This is a genomic window from Paenibacillus sp. SRL342 (genome assembly GCF_984798905.1).
In genome coordinates this window covers 1867147-1889559 of record NZ_OZ481790.1, presented here as the reverse complement: position 1 = coordinate 1889559, position 22413 = coordinate 1867147, and the positions used below count along the sequence as shown (strand labels likewise).

The 22413-nt window shown below is 47.7% G+C and carries 25 protein-coding genes; 3 read left to right on the top strand and 22 right to left on the bottom strand.

Features of this window, described 5'->3' with window-relative positions:
- Positions 1–4: 4 nt before the first annotated feature.
- The 5 genes from AC4E8D_RS08690 to AC4E8D_RS08670 form a co-directional block, all read right to left on the bottom strand.
- On the bottom strand, positions 5–2878 hold the full coding sequence (locus tag AC4E8D_RS08690; RefSeq protein WP_339183443.1) for a 2-oxoglutarate dehydrogenase E1 component: 2874 nt from the start codon (positions 2876–2878) through the stop codon (positions 5–7).
- A 634-nt stretch (positions 2879–3512) separates the two neighbouring features.
- Positions 3513–3947 (bottom strand): NUDIX domain-containing protein, encoded by a 435-nt coding sequence (locus AC4E8D_RS08685; RefSeq protein WP_339183441.1) that lies wholly within the window; start codon positions 3945–3947, stop codon positions 3513–3515.
- Positions 3948–3999: 52 nt separating this feature from the next.
- Positions 4000–4485, bottom strand: a complete 486-nt coding sequence (locus AC4E8D_RS08680; protein ID WP_490206088.1) for a GNAT family N-acetyltransferase — start codon at positions 4483–4485, stop codon at positions 4000–4002.
- 386 nt (positions 4486–4871) lie between these two features.
- Positions 4872–5354 carry an 8-oxo-dGTP diphosphatase gene (locus AC4E8D_RS08675; RefSeq protein WP_490206087.1) on the bottom strand — a complete coding sequence of 161 codons (483 nt, stop codon included), beginning with the start codon at positions 5352–5354 and terminating at the stop codon, positions 4872–4874.
- A gap of 238 nt (positions 5355–5592) precedes the next feature.
- Positions 5593–6381 (bottom strand): DUF3891 family protein, encoded by a 789-nt coding sequence (locus AC4E8D_RS08670; protein ID WP_339183435.1) that lies wholly within the window; start codon positions 6379–6381, stop codon positions 5593–5595.
- 192 nt (positions 6382–6573) lie between these two features.
- Here AC4E8D_RS08670 and coaA point away from each other — a divergent pair, with 192 nt between their 5' ends.
- Positions 6574–7503 carry a type I pantothenate kinase gene (coaA, locus tag AC4E8D_RS08665; RefSeq protein WP_036610217.1) on the top strand — a complete coding sequence of 310 codons (930 nt, stop codon included), beginning with the start codon at positions 6574–6576 and terminating at the stop codon, positions 7501–7503.
- Between the two features lie 64 nt (positions 7504–7567).
- Positions 7568–7930, top strand: coding sequence for a DUF423 domain-containing protein (locus AC4E8D_RS08660; protein ID WP_076252477.1), 363 nt, complete (start codon positions 7568–7570; stop codon positions 7928–7930).
- Between the two features lie 69 nt (positions 7931–7999).
- Here AC4E8D_RS08660 and AC4E8D_RS08655 read toward each other — a convergent pair whose 3' ends face one another.
- The 17 genes from AC4E8D_RS08655 to AC4E8D_RS08575 all read right to left on the bottom strand — a co-directional run bounded on the left by AC4E8D_RS08655 (position 8000) and on the right by AC4E8D_RS08575 (position 21868).
- The gene (locus AC4E8D_RS08655) at positions 8000–8551 is read right to left on the bottom strand and encodes a histidine phosphatase family protein (protein ID WP_405131782.1); all 552 of its coding nucleotides are present in this window, start codon (positions 8549–8551) and stop codon (positions 8000–8002) included.
- Between the two features lie 24 nt (positions 8552–8575).
- On the bottom strand, positions 8576–9358 hold the full coding sequence (murI, locus tag AC4E8D_RS08650; RefSeq protein ID WP_405131781.1) for a glutamate racemase: 783 nt from the start codon (positions 9356–9358) through the stop codon (positions 8576–8578).
- 115 nt (positions 9359–9473) lie between these two features.
- On the bottom strand, positions 9474–9860 hold the full coding sequence (locus tag AC4E8D_RS08645; protein ID WP_490206086.1) for a hypothetical protein: 387 nt from the start codon (positions 9858–9860) through the stop codon (positions 9474–9476).
- A 66-nt stretch (positions 9861–9926) separates the two neighbouring features.
- Positions 9927–10067 (bottom strand): hypothetical protein, encoded by a 141-nt coding sequence (locus AC4E8D_RS08640; protein WP_221822843.1) that lies wholly within the window; start codon positions 10065–10067, stop codon positions 9927–9929.
- A 78-nt stretch (positions 10068–10145) separates the two neighbouring features.
- On the bottom strand, positions 10146–10862 hold the full coding sequence (locus tag AC4E8D_RS08635; RefSeq protein WP_490206085.1) for a GNAT family N-acetyltransferase: 717 nt from the start codon (positions 10860–10862) through the stop codon (positions 10146–10148).
- Positions 10863–10864: 2 nt separating this feature from the next.
- On the bottom strand, positions 10865–11077 hold the full coding sequence (locus tag AC4E8D_RS08630) for a hypothetical protein (RefSeq protein ID WP_490206084.1): 213 nt from the start codon (positions 11075–11077) through the stop codon (positions 10865–10867).
- Between the two features lie 248 nt (positions 11078–11325).
- Positions 11326–12210: a serine/threonine-protein kinase gene (locus tag AC4E8D_RS08625; protein ID WP_490206083.1), complete on the bottom strand. Its 885-nt coding sequence runs from the start codon at positions 12208–12210 to the stop codon at positions 11326–11328.
- Entirely contained in the window at positions 12207–12785 is a 579-nt protein-coding gene (locus AC4E8D_RS08620) for a GNAT family N-acetyltransferase (RefSeq protein ID WP_339183417.1), read from the bottom strand. Before AC4E8D_RS08620 ends, AC4E8D_RS08625 begins: the two co-directional genes overlap by 4 nt.
- Positions 12782–13363, bottom strand: a complete 582-nt coding sequence (locus AC4E8D_RS08615; RefSeq protein ID WP_237176254.1) for a DJ-1/PfpI family protein — start codon at positions 13361–13363, stop codon at positions 12782–12784. Before AC4E8D_RS08615 ends, AC4E8D_RS08620 begins: the two co-directional genes overlap by 4 nt.
- 214 nt (positions 13364–13577) lie before the next feature.
- Complete coding sequence (locus AC4E8D_RS08610) at positions 13578–14498, bottom strand: SDR family oxidoreductase (RefSeq protein ID WP_339183414.1); 921 nt, start codon at positions 14496–14498, stop codon at positions 13578–13580.
- Between the two features lie 69 nt (positions 14499–14567).
- Entirely contained in the window at positions 14568–15896 is a 1329-nt protein-coding gene (locus tag AC4E8D_RS08605; protein WP_339183412.1) for a F390 synthetase-related protein, read from the bottom strand.
- Positions 15893–16753: an MBL fold metallo-hydrolase gene (locus AC4E8D_RS08600; protein WP_449004155.1), complete on the bottom strand. Its 861-nt coding sequence runs from the start codon at positions 16751–16753 to the stop codon at positions 15893–15895. The genes AC4E8D_RS08605 and AC4E8D_RS08600 overlap by 4 nt, the downstream gene beginning before the upstream one ends.
- Positions 16747–17742: an NAD-dependent epimerase/dehydratase family protein gene (locus AC4E8D_RS08595; protein WP_221822829.1), complete on the bottom strand. Its 996-nt coding sequence runs from the start codon at positions 17740–17742 to the stop codon at positions 16747–16749. Before AC4E8D_RS08595 ends, AC4E8D_RS08600 begins: the two co-directional genes overlap by 7 nt.
- Complete coding sequence (locus tag AC4E8D_RS08590; RefSeq protein ID WP_221822826.1) at positions 17739–19031, bottom strand: ATP-grasp domain-containing protein; 1293 nt, start codon at positions 19029–19031, stop codon at positions 17739–17741. The genes AC4E8D_RS08595 and AC4E8D_RS08590 overlap by 4 nt, the downstream gene beginning before the upstream one ends.
- Positions 19021–20022 carry a beta-ketoacyl-ACP synthase III gene (locus tag AC4E8D_RS08585; RefSeq protein WP_221822824.1) on the bottom strand — a complete coding sequence of 334 codons (1002 nt, stop codon included), beginning with the start codon at positions 20020–20022 and terminating at the stop codon, positions 19021–19023. The genes AC4E8D_RS08590 and AC4E8D_RS08585 overlap by 11 nt, the downstream gene beginning before the upstream one ends.
- Positions 20023–20339: 317 nt before the next feature.
- Positions 20340–21230 (bottom strand): TIGR01777 family oxidoreductase, encoded by an 891-nt coding sequence (locus tag AC4E8D_RS08580; protein WP_221822821.1) that lies wholly within the window; start codon positions 21228–21230, stop codon positions 20340–20342.
- Between the two features lie 116 nt (positions 21231–21346).
- The gene (locus tag AC4E8D_RS08575) at positions 21347–21868 is read right to left on the bottom strand and encodes a hypothetical protein (protein WP_221822819.1); all 522 of its coding nucleotides are present in this window, start codon (positions 21866–21868) and stop codon (positions 21347–21349) included.
- A 167-nt stretch (positions 21869–22035) separates the two neighbouring features.
- Here AC4E8D_RS08575 and AC4E8D_RS08570 point away from each other — a divergent pair, with 167 nt between their 5' ends.
- Positions 22036–22410: a BlaI/MecI/CopY family transcriptional regulator gene (locus tag AC4E8D_RS08570; protein ID WP_221822817.1), complete on the top strand. Its 375-nt coding sequence runs from the start codon at positions 22036–22038 to the stop codon at positions 22408–22410.
- Positions 22411–22413: the final 3 nt, after the last annotated feature.

Here is a 22413-nt window from a genome sequence, read left to right as displayed (position 1 = left end):
GCTGTTACCTCCCCAGTGGAATATTATTCTTCGTCGTTTGTTTCAACGCAGATGTAATAATCTGTTGCTGTTCCATACTATGCACAAGCTGATAACCGCTGGAAGGACTTGCATGTTCCGGGCGACCTTCATATCTAACGGTTGTGCCTTCCGGGGCGACTTCACGAAGACGAGGCTCCATGTATGTCCAGGCACCCATGTTTTTGTTCTCTTCCTGTACCCATACCAACTCTTTTACATTACTGAAACGGGCAAGGACACGTTTGATCTCTTCTGCCGGGAACGGATACAACTGTTCCACACGAATAATGTGAAGCCATGACCGATCTGCTTTATCTTTTTCAATAGCATCTTCCAGGTCAATGGCAATCTTGCCACTGCACAAAATAATGCGCTCTACACGATCCGGCTGTGTCCCCAGTCCAGCTTGTTCCAGTACAAGTTCAAACTTGCCTTCACTGAATTCAACTGCCGGTGATGCAACACGCGGGTTACGAATGAGACTTTTCGGTGACATCATCACAAGTGGACGAGCATCTTCCGTTTCAGTCAACGAGGCTTGACGACGCAACAAGTGGAAGTACTGAGATGCACTCGACAAGTTGGCAACCGTCATGTTGTCTTCTGCACAAAGCTGCAGGAAGCGTTCCAGACGAGCACTTGTATGCTCAGGTCCTTGACCCTCATTCGCATGTGGTAACAACATCACCAGACTGGACTTCTGAGACCATTTGGCGCGGCCCGCTGATACAAACTGGTCAAATATAACCTGTGCACAGTTGGCAAAGTCTCCGAATTGAGCTTCCCAAATGACCAATGTATCTGGTGAATATACGTTATAGCCATATTCGAATCCAACAACGGATTCTTCAGACAACGGACTGTTATAGATTGCAAAGGATGCTCTTGCCTGTGGCAAGTGATGTAATGGGCAGAACTTTGCTCCATTCTCCGAATCATGTAACACCAGATTCCGATGAGCGAATGTAGCACGCTCGGCATCCTGTCCACTAATCCGAATTGGCTTGCCATCTGCCAGAATGGTTGCAAATGCGAGTGTCTCCGCAAGGCTCCAATCCACTTTTTCCCCTTCGTTCAGGGAAGTGCTCCGGCGTTGCAAAATCCGCTGTAACTTCGGATACACATTGAAGTTCTCAGGCCATTTCAGCAAATCAGCATTAATGCTGCGCAGATTCTCCAGTGGTACCGCAGTCGGAGTAATCGTAACAGCCTCCGGCTCACTGATTTTCCGTTGATAATATTCATGTACTTCATTTTTCTTCATCTGGTCATAAGCTTCTTTTAATTTGTTCGTTACTCCATCGCGAATGCTCGTAATGGATGCATCATCGATAATCGATTCTTCTTTCAACTGATCCTGATACAAGTGGCTTACCGTTGGATGGTTTTTCACCTTGTCATAAACGATAGGTTGAGTTGTTTCGGGATCATCGGTTTCGTTATGGCCGTAGCGACGGTAACCGATCAAGTCGATCAGGAAATCCTTTTTGAAACGATTGCGATACTCGGCTGCCATACGAATGGCTGCAATACAAGCTTCCGGATTGTCCGCATTCACGTGTACAATCGGAATTTCGTACCCTTTAGCAAGGTCACTTGCGTAATACGTTGAACGGGAATCACCGCTATCTGTAGTGAAACCCAGACGATTGTTGACGATAATATGGATGGTTCCGCCATTCTGATATCCTGGCAGAGCTTTGAAGTTAAGCGTCTCGGCAACGATCCCTTCGCCAGGGAATGCTGCATCACCATGCATCAAAATGGTAGCTGCCTTCGTCACGTCCTGCTTCGGATATCCAGGGTCACGACGGTCATCCTGAGCCGCACGAGCAAACCCTTGTACAACCGGATTAACGTATTCCAGATGGCTCGGGTTATTCGCCAGAGTAAGGCGTGCCTGTACAGTTTCCCCGTCTTTTACAAAACGGTTGGCACCCATATGATATTTGACATCCCCCGTCCAACCGTAGTTGATTCCAGTCGAACCTTCCGATGGAACCAAATCTTTGTTCGGAGCATGATGAAATTCAGAGAAAATTTTGCTGTACGGTTTGCCCAAAACATGAGCCAGTACGTTTAACCGTCCACGGTGGGCCATACCCATCAGAATGTGGCTTGATCCGGCTTCCGCCATGATGCGAACAGCTTCATCCAGCATCGGCACAAGCACATCGTTACCTTCGATGGAGAAACGTTTCTGACCAACAAATGTTTTGTGAAGATAATCTTCAAATTGCTCGACTTCAACCAAACGTTCCAGCAAAGCCTTACGTTCTTTCGACGTAAGCGGAGCTGGTGATGTCCGGGATTCCGCGCGGCGATTCAGCCACTCACGTTCTTGAACTTCGTGCACATGACTGAATTCATAGGCCATGGGTCCAGTGTAAATCTGACGCAAGCGTTGGATTGCATCCCATCCGGTTGCTGTCTGCCCATCTGCTCCTTCCCAGATCAGGGAAGCAGGCAAAGCTTTCAGATCTTCTTCGTTTAATTCAAAATGCTGAGGTTCCAGCAAAGATGTGTCTGTATCTTCACTGATTCCAAGCGGATCTATATCTGCAGCAAGATGACCATAGGTACGGATGTTCCATACCAGTTTACCCGCTGTAACCGCTTTCTGTAATAATTGAATGTCTACGCTTCCGGAAGCCAATTGGGCGTTGCCGGAATTCGAAGTTGTGCGTGCATCCCTGCCAGACATCGGCGGTGCACCCCATTGTTCAAATAGTTCACGATAAGCCGGTGTAACCGAACCAGGGTCTTGAGTGAATAATTCATATTGTTCCTGTACGTATCCCATATTGGGGCCATAGTAACTTTCCCAGGGCTTCTTGTTGCCTTCCACGATCGTCATCGACGTTCCCTCCGTCTTGATTTAGTCATAAGTTTTTGACGGAAATCATTGACTAAGCCGTAATTTGCGTTCGTTCAACATTTTAAGCGAAATTTTTCATGAAGTCCAATAATCGTGCTGTTGGTGGTAGTAACGTTAGTCCGACGCTCCCGTCAAGGTTTGTCTGCGTTTTCAAAATCAAAGTAAAACAATGATTGTATATACCGTCGCACAGATGTCGAATACTGTCCTGATCCGTTCGAAGGTTACACTTTCTCCACTTCTTCAAGTGAAGTCCGTGTTCTACTATCTATTCTATAAACTTTTACGCTCAGGAGCATTTCCTATTTTTAGTCCAATTGATGCATAAATTAGATGAATCGAATAAATCGATCAATTTGGGTAGAACAACAAACGCTTAATTACAACAAAATAGGCATACGATCTCCCATTTTACCTCCTTAATTGAATTGTGGTCCATTATGTTCAAAAACAAACCGTCAAGTTAAACATTAACCATTTGACGTCACATTCAACAAGTAATTGGGGTTTTCTTCAAGTGACCAACAGCAAAAAGCTGGCCCAGACATGAATTATCCGAGCAGCTTCTTTGGATTCAGCAAATTTAAGTTAACAATAGAGTTGATGATGCGCCTCAAGCTCTACTTTGACTAATCATATACTCTGCAAACGGCGTTAGAGACAGTTCTCTAACCTGCTCCAGTGTAAACCAGTCCGCTCCTAACGAATCTTCACCATCGGGTTCCTTTTTGATATGATTCGGCTGACTGGCTGCGGTCAAAGCAACATCATACAACATCCCGATATGGTGCAGCTCTTCCGGCTCACCTTGATGCACCCATTCCAGTAGACATGACTCCGCAGAATTAATCACCAATTGTAGATGGGTCAGGCCCGTCTCTTCTTCAATCTCACGATGAAGAGCAGCCACTGGCTGCTCACCAAATTCCAGCCTTCCGCCTGGTAAATCCCATTGCCCCTGATATGCTCCCCGAGCCTTATGAATCAACAGGAATTTGTGCTCCCAAGCGACCAAGCCATATACCCCAATATGTGTATATCGATCCACTTACATCTCTTCCTCTCGTCCGTAAGATGTACCTTACTTCAGCGATTACTTCCTATTTCTTTTCATCCTCTGTAAAAGCATCCAGATCTATGGCCATACGGATCATATCCACACAACGGATACCATCCTCTATAATCTCTTCCTCATATTGCCTCACAAAGAAGTCACGATCAACCCCAATGATGCGAAAACCGCAACGTTGGTATAACTTCAATTGATGAAAGCTGGAGTTGCCCGTTCCAATCTCGAGAATCCGGCAGCCCAATCTACGTGCAGCTTCCATCGCTTCCTTAATCATGTGTTTGCCTACACCTTGTCCCTGCAGTTCTTCCTGTACGGCAATATTAACAATCTCCGCAGTCTCTGGACGAGTCTTCAACAATACGAACTCCCCAACCATCTCTCCTTCATATTCGGCAATAAAACAAACCCCCCGACTCAGGTACTCATCCACAATTGCTTTTGAAGGATCAGCCATCAATAAAAGTTCGTAGGGTCTCTCTTCTTCCCAGTCCAAAATCCGGAACGACAATTTCATGCCAATCTCCACCTTTTCATCGTACAATATTCATTTACGTCTTGTTTGCAGAAGCCTATGTATGGCAAATCCACAAATATATCATTCTTCATTTCAACAAACTAGTTTACTCAATCTATTAATCACACACTATTACCCACAGACTAGTCATCTCCTATAAAAATAGTAAACTTCATTATATCATAATATTTGGATATAAATATATAGATATGGATGATACATTTTGAGGCATTATTTTTATCCTAACCCAAGCTTAAATGCTCATGAATTAATTTCCATTCCCCATCAAGCGTCGCCGCACTGTATCCTTGCAGGGCATGCTAGTATCCCATGATTTTTACTCCTTCTGACGGTTTAACTTATTGGGTCTAACTCTGTTCAAGTACTCAATCGCTATAAATCATAAATGTCTCTTGCAGTGTACGTCCGGATGACTTCTCCCAGATCACACTCCGCTCAAAAGTACCTTTTTGGAAAAAACGCGGGAGACGTTCAGCAAACCAATCCTGCATAGGCAGCTCAAAAACCCGCTTCATAGGCACCCATAACAGTTCGCCTTCGGGCGGATCTTGCAATAATTGACCCTCGAATGAAGTCGCCAAATAGTTAAATACCATGTACCGCAACCCTTGTTCGGGATCACAGAACTCATCAAGCCCTTTATACGTAATCTCATTGACTACTAGCCCCGTCTCCTCCAGAACCTCCCGCACGGCACCATCCACGATACTCTCCGGAAAATCTACCTTCCCCCCAGGAGCGATGTATCCCGGAAATCCTTTGCGATCCGGCCGATTCATTAACAACACCTGATCATTCATTTTGTCCCATACCATACACATTGTTAATATCTCTATTCTAGTATCCATATTCGTCCTCCTGCTAACATGCGCTTCTCTGCTGTACACTAACATTTCTGGGAATAACCTGTGTTTTCCTGCTTTATTCCCACTCTGATTCATTCGTATTTACACCGGTCTCACAGTATAGTCTATGATGATATATATGCATACGAAAGGCGGACGCCTTGTACACCTGTACATCAGAAGCCCGCCTGTTTTGTGATATTCTATGCTGGTCTTTCCTCAAGCCTGGAGTTTCCAGTTCTCAGTTTAATTCCGTAATCAACACCCGGCGTTCCTTCCATTCAGCCCGGCGATAAGCCTGTTGCATACCAAATTTGCGGATACTTGCCTTTGGCACCGATTTATATGGTAAAACGATCGTAAAGTCCTCATCAAACGGGAAAAAAGACAGGCCTACTTTTTCATTCGATAACCACTCTGCCTGAATCGGCTGTCTGGAACAGGCATCAAACGTACAACTGAGCCCCTCTGCAAAAAAATCATAACGCGCAGCAGGTGTTCCAGGTTCCTCCATACAGAGGAACAGACTGAGCTGATCACAGAAAAGCATGATCTCCACATCACTTTGCAGCCTCTGTTTCAGTGCTTCAGCATCACCACCAAGCTGTTTCTCCCAATCCAGCTGACGTTTGTGTTCTTGCTGCAGATAATCTCGGATGTCATCATCATCCTGAGCATTGGCCCCCAGATTTTTCTGAAATAGCTCCGTGTACATCAAGCTACACAATAATCCGGCGTAGAGGTTTTTCTGACGGACTTCTTCAATCCCTTTATGGTAGAATACAAAACGCGGACGCAATGGATAATCACGAAACGAATACGGCGATTGACTGAAATCATTCCAGAACGGAGATGAATCCAGTTCAATCCAGCCACGGTCATGTTCCTTGGCCGCTAGAATCAATTCATCCCGATGCGAAGCATCAGCTAATAATTCATTTTTCCAGTGGAAAGCCATCTCTCCGGCTACTAATCCATGCTCATGCTGTGCGGTCAAAACAAAATCATGCTCTCTCTCATATACGATCATGTGCTGTCACCCTTCCGCATGGTATACGTTGACTTTAACATAAATTGGGTTAAACTTTCCTATAAGTTGTATTTCGCTCCATTTTGACGAAAGGCATTATGAAGTGCACAATGTAAAGGTGTTGTCAGTTTCCTGAAATTTGATACACTAGGTTATGTCCACAATTATATTACATACAGAAAGCGGGATCTCATGAATTTATACTCTCCTTACATCGAGTTTAACCGCAAGGAATGGGCTGAACTTAAAGAACATCAGACCACTCTTCCACTGACGGAAGCCGAATTAGAACAGTTAAAGGGATTGAATGAAGAGGTATCGATTCAAGAAGTCGAAGATATATATTTGCCTCTTACCCACTTTATTGACCTATATGCAAGAGTTTCACGAGAGTTGAATCAACTAACGGCCTCCTTTATGAAAAAAGAAGCTCTCCCCACCCCCTACATCATTGGAATCGGGGGAAGTGTTGCCGTGGGCAAAAGTACAGCGGCCCGTTTGCTACAGGCACTGCTCGCCAGAGGTAAGAATAGTCCGAAGGTTGACCTTGTCACCACCGACGGTTTCTTATATCCCAATGCGGTGCTGCAAGAGAAGGGCATCATGAACCGCAAGGGATTCCCGGAAAGCTATGATATCAAATCCCTGATTCAGTTCATGGGTGATGTGAAATCTGGCAAGCCGGAAGTGAAAGCACCCGTCTACTCTCACCTCGCCTACGATGTCATTCAAGGAGAAGAGAAGCAGATCTGTCAACCGGATATTCTCATAATTGAAGGTATCAATGTACTTCAGATCAAAAAGGAAACGCCTTTGCTGGTTAGTGATTTCTTCGATTTCTCCATCTACATTGATGCGGAAGAAGAGCATATACGACACTGGTACGTTGAGCGTTTCAAGCTGCTTCGCAACACAGCGTTCCAGAACACGGATTCCTTTTTCCATCAAAGATTCGCCAATATCGATGAAGAAGAAACCGTGCGTACAGCCAACCAGATTTGGCAGGATATCAATGCCAAAAACCTGCATGAAAACATTTTGCCAACCAAAGGGCGTGCCAGACTGATTCTGAAAAAGGAAGCCGATCACTCCATTGGGCAGATTCAATTGCGCAAACTGTAGACAACACTCGTGCAGTACACTTTGTTGTTATATCTAATTACCCTTAAAAGGAGAGAAAGACACATTGCAAACCCTGATTATACTCGGCAGTATTATGATGTTCCTGGCTGTTGCTTTGGGCGCTTTTGGCGCACACGCGCTCAAGCGCAAACTATCCGCTGACATGATCAAAATCTATGAAACCGGTGTTCAATATCACCTCATCCACGGACTTGGGATCATCCTGATCGGACTGCTGGCAGACCGCCTTGAATCCTCTTCGCTCGTCATGCTTGCCGGGTGGCTGATGTTCGCCGGGATCATCCTGTTCTCTGGCAGCCTGTACGTTTTAAGTGTAACGGGTGTTCGCAAATTGGGAGCCATTACCCCACTTGGCGGAGTCGCATTTTTGGCTGGATGGGTTATGATCATGATTGCCGCATTGTAAACTTGCCCCGTGGATAAACGAAAAGAGTGTTCTGGCTGATATAATATCGCTGGAGCACTCTTTTACTGTTTAATCTGTCCAAATTCTTCGAATGGTGGATAGCCCTGCATCTGGCCGTTGTCGCTCCAGCACATACACATCCGGGTTAGACAGTTTGGTCCACTCTTCATAACCAAAGGATGGTTCATACTCACGAATAAGCAGTGATAATAAGTTCCCATGTGTAACCACGGCCCCATGCTGTTCCGGTCTGCTCCACAACTCTTCCAGTAGTGCCAGCCCCCTTGCAGCAGCGTTTCGAGAAGATTCCCCGCCTTCTTCCACCCAATCCACATCATCGTATGTACGTTTCAGTACATCCATCCAGTTAGGCAGATCAAGAGAGCTAAGTACCCTCTCCTGGAGACGTTCATCCGTATGTATATGTTGCAGCATTGCTATGCCCAGTGGCATAGCCGTCTGAACGGCCCTTTTCCATGGACTGGAGACAATATATGTTATGGCGTGATGAGCCAAGATATCTGCAAGTTTTTCAGCCTGCCTGATCCCTTCATCTGTAAGCTCTGCATGGGGTTCCTGCCCTGTGGCCTTAGCGTGACGGATAAGATAAATGGACTGCATAGCTATCACCTCCTATGGCGTAACCTACTTGGAGTTCATCTCAAGATATTGAAGTGCACTGTACATCTTCTCCTGCTCTTCCGGTCGGCCTGATGAACTGAGGAAAGTGACCTGATCCCCTGTTCTGTCTCCATGTTGAGCCACCAGCCCAAGCCGCTGCTTCAGATGGTTCACTGTGCCTGTACTGCCATCAATAATCTGTATATGATCGGGCAGAACCGTGCGCAGAATGGACGTATAGAATGGATAATGCGTGCAACCAAGCACCACTGTGCCATACCCATGAAGATCGAGATCTGCCAGCTTGAACCGGAAATAATCAGCGATTTTGCCCGGATCAAAATCCAGCTGTTCACACCACTCCACAAGTTCCGGCAGCGCAATGGAATCCACACTGTGGTGATCATCAACACGCGATACCAGTTCGTTATACTTGGTTTGGCTCAAAGTGAGGGCCGTGGCAAATACAAGCACTCTTTTCCCACTGTCACGATTCATCTCCACGGCTGGTTTCACCGCAGGCTCCATGCCAATGATCGGGATATCGTACTTGGCGCGCAGATCCTTCACAGCCAGACTTGTTGCTGTATTACAAGCAATCACGATTGCTTGGACATCCTCCTGAATGATGGCTTCCACACAATCAAAAATATGTCCTCTAACCTCATCCGCAGACTTCGTTCCATATGGGACATGCAGGGTATCCGCGTAATACAGGAATTTTTCTTCCGGAAACTGTTGTAATGCCTGATGCAAAACGGTTAAACCACCGATGCCTGAATCAAAAAAGGCAATTTTCTTAGTCAAGGATTTCACCTCTATAATGTATTCTTTCGGGTTCCAAGAACCTCTCAATGCTGCTCATGCTGACTGGAGGTGAGGTTTGTACTTCCGGCTCATCACCCACTAAGATGATAAGCCATTATTCTACGCTCATTTTATACTGCTTGAACCAGTCCTTGCCACTATGCCACGCCTCTACAGGGTTATGCTCTCCAAGCAGTTCAGTACTTGCCTGAGCCATGATCCATTCCTTGAGACCATTATCCGGACTGGATTCGAGCTGCTGTAACAGGAGAAGCAGTCCGGCCTCACCCGTATGCAGGATGTCCTTGTAAGCCTCCCGGTTACCAGCAATATAATCATTCGGATTGCTGCTGGTCAGGAGAACAGGGTCGCTAACCATCTGCTGCAGGTTGCTTTCAATGGTTGCTGATAATGCTTGTTCTTCTGTCCGAGTCGAACATGCTGCTACCGTCAATGCTGTGCATACGGATAACAAACCCAGAATCAGTCTTCTGCGATTCACCGTCCCACTCCTTTCAACAACGAGTTAACGCAACAGATTCGGCTTTCATGCTCAAGCCCCGGCCAACTACAGAACAAGTTCCCATTGTTCTTCGGTAAGCTCCTGACCTGACAACATCTGCTTGCGGACTTCCTTCACTTCAAAGCCCACAGATTGATATAATCCACCCGCCCCTATGGGTGATAAATTCAGCAAAGCTATAATCATAATTATACTCGTTTCGATAGATTCGGATATGCGCATCAATGACATACTGCAGATCCTTTTGTACGAAAGTGCGGATCATCAGACATCACAGTCCTTCCTCAAATCCACAGTTGTGATACTGAAATCCACACCGAACTGAATTAATCCGAGTTTACGGGCAACTTGCTGTGAAGCGAGATTATCCCAAGATGTACTGTAGATTGGCATGCGTCCACGCTCCTTGACATAATACTGCCAGCACTTTACCGTTTCCGCTGCATATCCATGTCCTCTATAACCGGGTGCCGTATATAGACTCGCTTCCGCCCCATGATCGGAGAGCCTTGCGGAGCAGCACACTGCCACAGCAGAATTCCCAATGACATAAGCGGCAACGGGACTTTTTTCATACAAGTAGTCTGTTAATTCAGGGAAATGCTCTGCCAGCAAATAACGCTGCTCCTGACCAATCAACTGAACCCTCAGGTTCCACTCGTCAGATATCTCAGGAAAAGCATAGGCGGGTCCCATCCATACACGGTTAACTGGCTCAAAGGTTTCCACCTTGCGAATCAGTTTTGGAATATCCAACGGAAGCTCGCAATCCTTCCCCAACTCATCCATTAGATCCGGCGGTAACTGCTCATGATAATAGATCAGTGAACCGGCAGAAGTCATGCCAATAAAAATGGCTGGAGCCTGCCCACCACCCGGTTCGTTAATTCGTAGAAGACGCTGCTGTTCGTTGATCATATATAAAGTGCTCGCCTGTATTTTCAACATCTCCATAGGCGACAGGTTCGAATTGGGAACCATAACTAAGAAGTTAACCTTTGCAATAATCGTTTGCCTTCACTGGCTTTACCAGCTTCTTGCTGCTCCAGAAAATCGGATAATTCACGTAAATCAGCCGGGCGATATCCAGCCCCGCACCCGCAATTATGATAGGTATAACCATGACGATACAGCATCATCACTTTGGCCCATTGTTTGGTATCATTTTGCTTGGGCGCCTGGAAATCCTGTCCCATGCTAACCATAGACGTGGCACATTGCGGGCATTTATATTCAAGTTGGGCCACCACCTCAGGGCTTAGGTCATGTCTGGAAACTTGTTTAAATGATTTGCGACAAATGAAACATGCATAGATGTCTTTATATGGTCCTGACATGGCATATCTGCACATCGTCTGCACCCCCTTAATAATTTCCATTATACGGGATTTCACACGCACATACGAATGGAATTTGCACATTTGCGAAAATCACACTGCTCCACTCATTGCCTTTGCACGGCAGCTTGTTCCCAGGCCTCACCAAGTTCCGCAATCGATGCGTACCGCTCGGACCGCTCGTCGCTCACTGCACGCATCACAACGTGATACAACGCTTCTCCGGCATCCCATCTCTCATAGGAACGATCCGTCTCCCCGCCAAGCAAACCAAACGCCATTGCCCCCATGTTGAATACATTGGTAACCACATCTATGGGTGCGTCTAGCTCAAACTCTTCGGGTGACATAAAGCGGGAAGATCCCCACATACGCCCCATGGTATTGGTAAAAGAGCCCTTCCGATACAAGTCGATATCACAAATTTTCATAAAGTTTCTGTCAAAATCATAGATCAGACTGCCATCATACAGATCAACAGCCACATAACCTCTTCGTTCCACCTCGATATGAAAATTCAGAATCTGCTCCATCGCCTGAATACGTGTCTTCACTGGGAGTTGTCTGAACCGATAGTAGGGCGAACGCGGATCTTCATACTTAGCCGGAGGCGGAAAATACCAGTGGGAGTGAAGACACTCCCCATCCACCCAATCGAAGACACAGGCATACCCCTCATCCGTTGCAAAATGATCCGTTAGTCGAATCAACGTGTCATGCGCGAGATCCTCATAGACGGAAACAGATGATTTCAGATTACGAATGGCTTCCGGGGGACTTCCCGTATGATTCGCATGAATTGTATGTGCTCCCGCATACTTTACGAACAATCGCTTTCCATCCTTTTGCACAATACCGAAGGAGAGATTCCCTGAATCCTGCTGATCGAATACACGAAAGACCGTACCCAAGGGCCGTAACCAATCGAAAGAATGAGACTCTTTTAAAACAAAGGAAACACTATCTATCTCATGTTTAACCTGATCTGTCATAGGACTCCTCCTGTGGTGATATCATCATCCAATCTTGAGGGCTCTGTATAAAAGTAATTCATATGCGCCTCATCATATCCCTGACCGTTGACTTCCAAGGCATTACGCTCGATGCCATAAATTTCAAATCCATATCGCTCGTATAAACGTCGGGCTGATTCATTGGTTGTCACTACACTCAGATTAATCTGCTTGATACCTTCCAGATGTCTTCCCCGATCCAGCACCTCGCGGAGCAAACGTGAAGCCAGCCCACTTCCCCGATATGGCGGAGCTACATAGACGCCCCAGATCATGCCTTTGTGCCTGAGCTTTAGGCCGTGTTCCCTTTTGAAACCCATCATTCCCGCCAGTGTTCCTTCTGTTGTATATGCTCCCAGAATATAATCATCGGGCTCATTATGTATGCGTTCCCGTACTTCATTTATGGGGATCTGAATGGACAATTCAAACGAAGCCCCGAAGGCTTCAGGATGTGTTTTCAATGCTTCCAGTCGCAAAGGCCAGTAGAGGTCTGCTTCATCCCGCTGAATATTGCGAATGGTATAGGTCTCTTGCTTTCGGCCTTCATTCATTCTTCGACCACTCCCTGCATCTCATAAGGATAATCGATCTGAAGTTTTACATTCGCTGCCGCTTCCTGTCCTGCGAGCAACCCAACAACATAAATCCCCAGATCAATAGATGTAGCTACACCACCGGCAGTAATTACATTTCCATCTTTTACAATCCGCTTCTGAATCACCTCAGTGACATACGGCTCAAGCAAATTATATGCACGGGGATGTGTTGTTGCTTTTTTGCCGGATAAAAAACCAGCTGCACTCAGCAGCAGAGAGCCTGTGCACACCGAAACCTTCAAAGGCACAGACTCAGCCTGTTCCAGCCAACCTACAAATGCCTCGTCATATCGAAGCTTGCGCGTTCCCATGCCCCCGGGGATAAACACGAGATCATATTCCGACAGGTCAGGCTTCACCCGATCCACCTTCAACGTTAGACCAGACTCATCCGTGACCTGATCTGTCATTGCACAAGTTTCCCACGTCGTTCCTTTGGTAGGTTCAAAGAAATTCAACCGATTGATCACATCATAAAACCCTGCAAAATCAAGAAAAGTCAGTCCATCAAACAAAACGAATGCAATTTTCATTGGTAACCTCCGCGTTTTAATTTGGAGCATCCTGATTAAGTTTCTGATTCCGATCCCGTTCCATTGCTTCCTTCACCCGGTCACGATCTGGCAGCTTGCTATTGATATGAAAGAGCAGACCCACAATCACAAGAAGTAAAATAATGACGATGAATTCGAATATGGCTAACCCCTCCCATTCGCAAACTGTACAATTTTGGCTCCTACCAAATCTCTATTTTAAACCACGGGCGATGATCCACTCCAGCCACTTCCAGGGTAGCAGTGCTTTACCTATGATGAGCACACGCGAACCTTTCCCCAAAGCATATCGAAGTCTTGGTGCACGCATCCGTGCTATTCGGCCAATCAGATCAGCTACCTCCTGTGGATCAGGTGCCGTCTCGCTCGCATGTTTGGAATAACGAAGAACCGCGTCCAGCTTATGTTTATACGGAGAGTCCTCGCTCCGGTGAATCTCACCCAAACCTTTATTCCAGATCGGTGTACGATAAGAGCCAGGCTCAACTAATACCACCCGAACACCAAACGAAGACATCTCATGACGCAGACTTTCCGTAAATCCTTCCACAGCGAATTTGGAGGCAGCATAGGGCGCATACCCCGGAAAACCGGACAACCCACTGACGCTGGACAAGTTAACAATTAACCCCTGCTTCTGTTCACGCATCACAGGCAGGACGGCACGTGTCACAGCGATTAATCCAAACAGATTCGTTTCCATCTGGCGCCGCCAATCGTCCATCGATACTTCCTCAATGAACCCACCCACCGCAAATCCCGCATTGTTCACCAGCATGTCGATTCGTCCATTGGTTTGAAGAACGGTCCCCACCGCTTTGTCCACTGATACAGCATCGGTTACATCCAGTTGTACATATTGCAAACGTTCAGATATCCCAGCCTGCTCAGCCAGCCTTGCCAATTCTTCTTTCCGACTCAGATCACGCATTGTAGCAACAACGCGATACCCCTGCTTGGCAAGGGTGATTGCGGTAAGCATACCGAAACCACTGGAGGTACCCGTAATTAAAGCCACCGGAGCGTTCACTCCTCCCTTGGTCTTCTTCACTGCATCAAGACCCGTGTTGGTTCGTCCCTGCCCGTCCTTAGTTAAATGTTCCTCTGCTGTCACGGTGTGTCCTTCTTTCCTCGGTAAATTACTTACTTCCCGTTCCTACCTATACCGCACGGCCCCTACTGCTTAATCCGCCACTCCATTATGCCGTCTCTCCACCCTGCGCAGCTTCGTAAGTCCCGGTTCAAACGTATACGGTACAAATCTGATCTCAGGTAAGGTGCATTCAAGCCGCTCTCCCAGCTTCATCAGTTCCAGCAGTACATTGGTCTCTACGTGAGCCATCACTGCGCTCCCGCCAAGCCGAAGGGATACCTCCATTGTTCCGTCCCCTTGCTGCACCACACGATAATGTTCAATATCCGGCGAAGCCGCAATGACCGAACGGGTAACGAAATCTGGAAAGACAGGTACCGACTCACCCGTATGTAGTTGTGTAAAATAAAGCGTGTCATCACAGCGGCCTTCAATCCGCTCAATGGCAGTAAACGGGGAACCACAGGCACATGGCAGCGCCGCCTCGGTCAGAATATCATTCAGCCGATACCGGATGATCGGCTGTGATGTTCTGGAGAAGTCCGTAATAATGGGCACAAACCGCCGGGTGGCGGGATCAATGTACTCTTTTTCAATATGCACGATGTCTTCATTCAAATGCAGTGTGCCATAACGACAGGTCGCACCCAGGAACCCTTCTGTACACTGATAGACTTGACTAACGGTTTGTCCGAACACCTGCTCCAGCACCTTGCGATCCAGGGGGTCCAGCACCTCGGCAACCGAGATGATTTTATCCGGTACAGCAGTCAGTTGGCCTGCCACATAGGCATCCGCCAACAGACGCAGCATGGATGGAGGAGCTACCCATACAGTAGGTTGGTATTCTTCCAACCGTCTCACCAAGGTCTCCACACGCTCTAGCAGATCAAAATACTGAAACTGCAATTTGCCACGCTGCACCGATTCATACAGATTACTGTTGGCACGCAGGAAAAACGCAATCTTGGCAGGTTTCCTCAGTCCACCGGGCAGCAACTTAGCCAGCACTGTGCCCGTCCACGCATCCTGCTCCCGATCACTCACCAGAAATATCCCCCGGTTCCCTGACGTGCCCGAAGACAGTCCAACCGTCACGCCTTGAATGGAAGGTTTGAAATCACGCGTTTCTTCACTTTCACCTGCAAGAGCCAGCGCTTCGTCCTTGGTAATACCCACCGTGTTCAGTGTATCGAAGTGCTCCATCATGATTGATTTGTTAATCAACGGAAAGCTTCTCCAGTCGGATGCGTCCACGTCACCCCACCACTTCCGGTAAAACGGAGATCGGGCACGGATCTGATGAACATGCCGAATAATCCGGCGCTCTTGCCAGCGCTCAAGTTGTTCTCGCGTTTTCCATGTTCGCAGCCCACGTGCGAGTGCATAATGAACTACAATGCGAAAGGTATTACTCATCGTTTCTGCCCTCCCGTGCCCCAAGCGTCCAGTACATCTCGACAATGACTCGGCACAATCCGAATCTGGGGAAATTGCTGATGCAGCTGAACCAGCTTGTCAAAGTTACGGTGGTATTCCTGTCGATTCGACATAATAATACCCGCGAGCGCATGAGGTCTGCGCTGTTCACGAAAAGCCCGACTTGACCACACCGCATCCGCGCAAAGAAAATAATCATGTTCTTCTGTACGCAGCAGGAGTCCCATCATACCTTCCGCATGACCGGATACATCCACCCCAAGCAGACTGCCATCACCAAAGATGTCGTAGACCTCATCAAAAGGGAACTCTTTCCCCGCTCTCGTCCATCGCTCAGGCTGACGCGTAACAGGCCATGATCTGGCCATAAAATCCTCAGGCAACAGCCCCGCAAGAAAACCTGCTTTTACAGCCTTAATTGGACCGAGTGAGCGCACAGCATCATAGGCTCTTGGCAGATAGATGAATTGTGCCTCCGGGAAATCTCGTACACCTGCGATGTGATCACCATGAAAATGAGAGAGGATGATATACCGAATATCCGAAGCTTTCAGTCCAATTCGAGCCAAAAAATGAACGGCACTATCCTCTTCACGATAGACCACAGGTGTAATATGACGATACAGTGCGTTGGGCAAATGAGCCGTTTCTTCGAAAAAGCGGGAGCTATATCCCGTATCCAACAGGATAGGTCCGTGTACGGGATGAATGATGCAGGCAAATCCTGCCGGGAAAGGTACTGGGCTTAACCGACCACCGCGCAGCGTCAGAAACTCTGGATGTGTACAGTAACCCGCCGCACCCAAATATAGTTCTACTGGAGTTGTCGTCAGCATGATTCTGCCCTCCACCAGTCTGCAAATTGTTGTAATCCCTCTTCAATGGACACCCGAGGGACGTACCCCAATTGCTCCCTTGCATCCGTAATATCCAATGTCTGTGGAATAGATAAGGAGCCGACTGTATACCGTGTCAACGCAGGTTCACCCAACGCAGGAATATAGCCATGAACTCGCTCTAGCAACGCTGCCACACCATATGCCATCCGATAAGGAATGTTTCGACAACGCAAGGGCATATCCAGCATGCCAAACAGGCTGCTCACCAACTCACTGAACGCCCTTGGATCGCCATTGGAGATATTGTAGGCTCTACCAAGTGCTTCTGTAGAGGCATCGCGGCACAATAATAAGGCGTCCACCACATTATCCACACAGGTCAGATCGATTAACGCCTGTCCACCACCGATCATCGGCACGCCCGATTTTGCGTTTGCTGCGACAATTCTGGGAAATAACGTCTGATCATACGGACCAAAGATCGCTCGCGGTCGAATCATGATCGACGGAAGTCCCTTCGCATGCCCCTCCATTACAACCTGCTCAGCGAGAAGCTTCGTGGCTGCATAATGATTGGCTGGTTTGGATGGCAACGGATCATTCTCATGTACGTTATACCGCGGGTTGTAGTTAAAATATATACTCGGAGTTGAGACATGTATGAATCGCTGCACCTCATTATGCAGGCAGCCATCAATGAGGTTTTGTGTGCCTTCTACATTACTGCTATAAAAGTCACGATATTTACCCCATGGCGATGATAGTGCCGCACAGTGAAACACCATATCCTGTCCTGCACACGCTTCGTTTACTACTTCCTCATCCCGTATATCTCCATTCAGGAATCGGATTCCTGCCAACTCAAGTTCTGCACCAACCTTTGCCTGTCGGCCCATGCCAGTGACTTCCCATCCCTCTTTGGCAAGCCGCATCGCGAGGTGCCTGCCCAGACATCCCGTAGCTCCTGTAACCAATGCTCTATTCATTGTTGTTCACCGTTCCATTCTATGTCATGAGTCAAAGCTTCAGTCAGCGAGCACTTCTGCGATCTTGCCAGACGCCATGCGGCCAGCACCACTCCGAATTGTTCCATTAAAGGCTGGATATCCTGCCCTACATAGACCACATCCCTGGTTCCACGCCACGCAGCTATCCATGCACGGAGTTTCCCTTTGCCAAAGATCTGCTGTACTCCACTTCCCAACATGGGAAGCATGAGCATGGCTTTGCTGTCCCGTGCGGGCGTGATCATTTTTCTTTCTTTTACCAACGTCTCCGGTTCAGTCAGTGCACGCACCAAGTCATCTCCAGGGTGAAACAGATGAATCCCACTCGTTGCCCTCGGATTACACTCAATTGCGTACACCTGCCCATCCCGACCTTCTATAAAATCAAACCCAATCTGTCCACTAAAACCTGTTGCCTCAACAAATTGTCTCACCCACGCAAGGGCACCTTCATGTTCTACCTGTTCAAAAAAAACACTCGCTCCCACGCTACCTGTACGATAGCGGCTGTCGTAAGTGGAATGCGCAACCAGTTGCCCTTCATGCGCTATGCTGTATGTACATAACATCTGACCAGGAATGTAGGCCTGTGCAACCCAAGGCGAAACAGAGGATAATTCCCCTTCTTCCGGTGGGTCGTTACGGATATGTCGACGGCTCTTTTGGCTTACGTTTCCTTCCTGATCAATCCCTGTCCCAGCGTCATCGGTCATGAGTATTGGCATGCGAACTTTGGCTGCGAAACGGGAATACACCGGTTTCCACACCCAATCTCCTACTTTTCCCAGAACAGACTGAGCTTCCATCCATTCCTGCCGACTGTTGATCAGGCGTGTATCTGGAACTGAAAGACCGAGTGACCCTGCAAGCTGGATAAAATCATATTTATGATGCAGCTCATGCAGCTGCTCCAGAGTTGTAACCAGAACACGGCAATATGCACGCAGTCTGTCTGCCCCTTGAGCAACATAGAATACTTCTTCACACATCGGAATCAACAGGTCAATCTGCCAATCCTGTGTCAACCGTTCCAACTCCGCCAGATAAGCATGTGTCTCATGACGTGGCGACGGGACCACAGCACACTGTTCCACTGCACGAGATAATCTGGTCAGATGCCGTACGGCACTCTCCGCAACATAGACCCGATGGCCTGCCCGATGAAGCATCCGTGCCAGATCCAGCGTTACGGGAGCCCTTCCGCCTGTAAGCAGCACACGGAGAGAAGCAGCTGTACGATGTCCTGTTTCCCCAGATCTAGTACTCAAAAATGAGTCCTCCCAATGATAATCCGGCAGCCGTGCCAATCATCAACACCCGATCTCCACGCTGAATACGCTGTTGTCTAATCGCTTCATGCAGACCCATCGGGATCGATGCCGCAATCGTATTGCCGTGATTTCGTGTGATGTCCATAAACCGATCTTCAGCAATGCCAAGCTTCTTGCGAATCAGTCTCATCGCCATGGCACTTCCCTGATGGGGAATAACCAATTGGAAATCCTCCATCTGACACCCAGTCGCCTGCAACATATCACCAATGAATCCAGGCAAAAGTCTGGATGCCATGCGGAAGATCGCCTGTCCATCCATATGAAAAAGGTAGGGTTCAGGCTGATCCGCCTTATAATTCGAAGCATGCAGCCGTGTACCTCCACCTGCAATCTCCGAGAAGCGAGCACCTCGGCTGTAGGTTTGAAGGGAAGCATGTACAATCTGGGAGGATGACCCTTCAGGCGAACGTTCAATAATAACAGCGGCCGCTCCATCTCCAAACAGGGCCGCACTTTCTTTATCAGACCAATTTAGCCCGGCTGAGGCAATCTCGGTGGCTACGAGCAATACTCGCTGGTAACGTCCAGCATCTACCATATAGGAGATCACATCGAGTCCGTTCAGGAAACTCAGGCAGGTTGCATCCATATCAAAAGCAGGCACGCCTGAATCTTGCTGCCCCATGGCCTGCTGGATAAATACCGCCGTACTTGGCAACGGTTGTTCCTTCGTGCCACTAGTACACACCAGACAGTCGATATCACTGAATTGTAATCCTGCATCCACCAGTGCAGCTTCCGCAGCCCGCGCGCCCATGAAAGAGGAGGTTTCTTCACCCGAAGCATAATGGCGCACACCTACACCTGTGGCTTTGCTGACCCAGCCCGCAGGCACGTCCAAGCGGCGATCCAGTTCCTCATCGGTGACTTCCTGTTCAGGCAGGTACTTCCCTGTTCCTGCGATCCTTACTCTTCTAAGTTGCATTTCCCCAACCTCTTTCTGTTCATCTGACTGATATATTTAAGTTCAGCTAATTGTATTTACACTTACACTGCGATGACAGAACAACTTTCCGATCACTGTTATCCCCAGATTTTTTTGATTCCTTCTTAAAAAGGGAAAATCTGGGGATAAGCATATGCTTCCGATGCAGCTTTCTTTCAGAAAGCTTTTAGGCGAACGCTTCGCTTCTTCAAGTTATTTCTGTCCTCTCCGTTATCGTGTAAATGTTTAGTTGAACATATATAACAAAAGGGCAGATGCCTCTGCCCTTCCTGTTGTGTTTTCTTTTGTATAAAGTGTCATTTCTTCTTATTCAAAATCTCGGCAAGAGCGGCATCTAGTGTACCGTAAGTGAACGTGAATCCTTCTCTCTCCATTCGCTCGGGAATCACCCAACGACTTTTGAGAACCAGTTCCGTCTCGGTCTGAATGAAACGTGCGCCCAGTTCAAGCATCCAGCGAGGAGAAGGCAGGCCGATCCGAACACCCATCTGTTCTCTCAGACGCGCCATTAGCTCCCGATTCGTCACTGGATGCGGAGAGGACGCATTGAACACACCATTCAAGTGTGGATGCTCTTGCAGATAAATTACCATGCGGAAGAGATCCTCGATATGAATCCAGCTGAACTGCTGTGTTCCTGCGCCTTGAGATCCTCCCAGTCCAAAACGGACGAGGTTCGTCATGGGCACCATCACACCACCCTCGCCCAGCACAATCGCAATCCGCAGTGCAATCTGACGCGTAGACGGCAGACTGAATTCAAAGAAAGCCTGTTCCCACGCCTTGGCAACGTCGACCGAGAATCCGGAGCCAATCTCGCCCTCTTTTTCCGTCATGGGACGATCTTCAGCATGTCTGTATATGGTTGCTGTACTCGAATTAATCCATAGTTCAGGAGGATGATTACAAGCCAGAACGGCTTCGCCGAGAATGCGCGTGGTACGGGTTCTGGATTCCAGAATGACTTTGCGATTCTCATCCGTATAACGGCAGTTCACCGATTTACCCGCCAGGTTAATCAACATCTCTGCTTCTTCCAGTGCCTCTATGATTCCTGCACGATCCTCCCAGGCAATATGACCGGGCTGACGCGAGATAATTAACACCTCATACCCCAGCTTCCTGAACCTTTGGGCAAAATCCTGTCCGACAAATCCCGTTCCACCAGCTAATACAACCTTCTTCACGGTATCCCCTCATTTCCCATACTGGGTAAAGAATTCGTAAGGTATAGATTGGAATGCTTCTATGCATGCAAAATGCAGATATTAGATTAACACCGCCGGTGACCCGTTGGTTTGATTTAATTCGCACCCAGGGCTGCGTACAAGCGATCCCGCTCTTCAATAGCCCATGCGTTTGCAGGATTTTGTTCCAGCTGATATCGGAGTTCATCATAAAAATCATGGATCATGAATCCGTCCGGCAAGTTCCCAAGCATCGCTGAAAAGTTGTACTCGGGCAGTGTTCTCTTTCCTTCACTGATCTGCTTCAACCAATCCATCCACTTTGCAAGAGTAAGCACTTCCTCCTGCCATAACTCAGCCTGTAACCCAAGCGCATCCTGAAGTTGCTCGTACGCCAATGGATCGGCGAAGACGCGGCAGGCCTGAACAGCCAGTTCGTACAACTCGGTCACTGCACGGCGTACCTCATGCTCAAGTTCGACCTCCAAGCCTCCCATGTAATCCTGAACCTGAATGCTCTGTCCATCATCGTATAATAGCGGTGTCTGGGCCAACAGGCGTACAATCTCTTCCATCTCGTGCATTGAAACTCGCTTCTGCTCATAGAGAGCAGGTAATTGATATGCTGTAATGATCATTCACTCCTACATCGTTCTTCTATTAATGACCTATATTATAACATGGTTTGGCAATCATCTATCAGGATAACTTGACTATCCACTACAAGTTGTAATAGTTTATACGTACTACGTAGTGTAGTAATACGATCGTTATGGACGCATAACGATGTTAAGGAGTGTTCACTGTGAACCAGATTCAAAAATTATCCGAAACAGAAATGGAGTTAATGGTTGTTATATGGTCATGCGCCCCACCGGTCACCTCGACAGAACTATTAGACATATTTGCCGAGAAGGGGAAAGCGTGGAAAGCGCAGACCATGTCTACCTTTCTGTCACGGTTGGTGGATAAAGGCGCACTTACCGTCACGAGACGTGGACGGACCAATGATTATGTACCTCTTCTACAGCCCGAAGATTACAAACTACAGGAAACGCAACATGTTCTTGATGGACTGTATCAAGGTTCAGTCAAGAATTTGGTTTCGGCCATGTATGATGGCGACAAGCTTTCAGACGATGACATTTCAGAACTGAAAAAATGGCTTTCGGAAAAGTAGGTG

Bases quoted from the DNA above. Each gene is read 5' to 3' on its own strand.
- AC4E8D_RS08690 (WP_339183443.1), bottom strand. From the start codon at position 2,878: ATGACGATCGTGGAAGGCAACAAGAAGCCCTGGGAAAGTTACTATGGC.
- AC4E8D_RS08680 (WP_490206088.1), bottom strand. From the start codon at position 4,485: ATGAAATTGTCGTTCCGGATTTTGGACTGGGAAGAAGAGAGACCCTAC.
- AC4E8D_RS08675 (WP_490206087.1), bottom strand. From the start codon at position 5,354: ATGGATACTAGAATAGAGATATTAACAATGTGTATGGTATGGGACAAA.
- AC4E8D_RS08670 (WP_339183435.1), bottom strand. From the start codon at position 6,381: ATGATCGTATATGAGAGAGAGCATGATTTTGTTTTGACCGCACAGCAT.
- coaA (WP_036610217.1), top strand. From the start codon at position 6,574: ATGAATTTATACTCTCCTTACATCGAGTTTAACCGCAAGGAATGGGCT.
- AC4E8D_RS08655 (WP_405131782.1), bottom strand. From the start codon at position 8,551: ATGCAGTCCATTTATCTTATCCGTCACGCTAAGGCCACAGGGCAGGAA.
- AC4E8D_RS08640 (WP_221822843.1), bottom strand. From the start codon at position 10,067: ATGATTATAGCTTTGCTGAATTTATCACCCATAGGGGCGGGTGGATTA.
- AC4E8D_RS08635 (WP_490206085.1), bottom strand. From the start codon at position 10,862: ATGGTTCCCAATTCGAACCTGTCGCCTATGGAGATGTTGAAAATACAG.
- AC4E8D_RS08630 (WP_490206084.1), bottom strand. From the start codon at position 11,077: ATGGGACAGGATTTCCAGGCGCCCAAGCAAAATGATACCAAACAATGG.
- AC4E8D_RS08625 (WP_490206083.1), bottom strand. From the start codon at position 12,210: ATGACAGATCAGGTTAAACATGAGATAGATAGTGTTTCCTTTGTTTTA.
- AC4E8D_RS08620 (WP_339183417.1), bottom strand. From the start codon at position 12,785: ATGAATGAAGGCCGAAAGCAAGAGACCTATACCATTCGCAATATTCAG.
- AC4E8D_RS08615 (WP_237176254.1), bottom strand. From the start codon at position 13,363: ATGAAAATTGCATTCGTTTTGTTTGATGGACTGACTTTTCTTGATTTT.
- AC4E8D_RS08605 (WP_339183412.1), bottom strand. From the start codon at position 15,896: ATGAGTAATACCTTTCGCATTGTAGTTCATTATGCACTCGCACGTGGG.
- AC4E8D_RS08600 (WP_449004155.1), bottom strand. From the start codon at position 16,753: ATGCTGACGACAACTCCAGTAGAACTATATTTGGGTGCGGCGGGTTAC.
- AC4E8D_RS08595 (WP_221822829.1), bottom strand. From the start codon at position 17,742: ATGAATAGAGCATTGGTTACAGGAGCTACGGGATGTCTGGGCAGGCAC.
- AC4E8D_RS08585 (WP_221822824.1), bottom strand. From the start codon at position 20,022: ATGCAACTTAGAAGAGTAAGGATCGCAGGAACAGGGAAGTACCTGCCT.
- AC4E8D_RS08575 (WP_221822819.1), bottom strand. From the start codon at position 21,868: ATGATCATTACAGCATATCAATTACCTGCTCTCTATGAGCAGAAGCGA.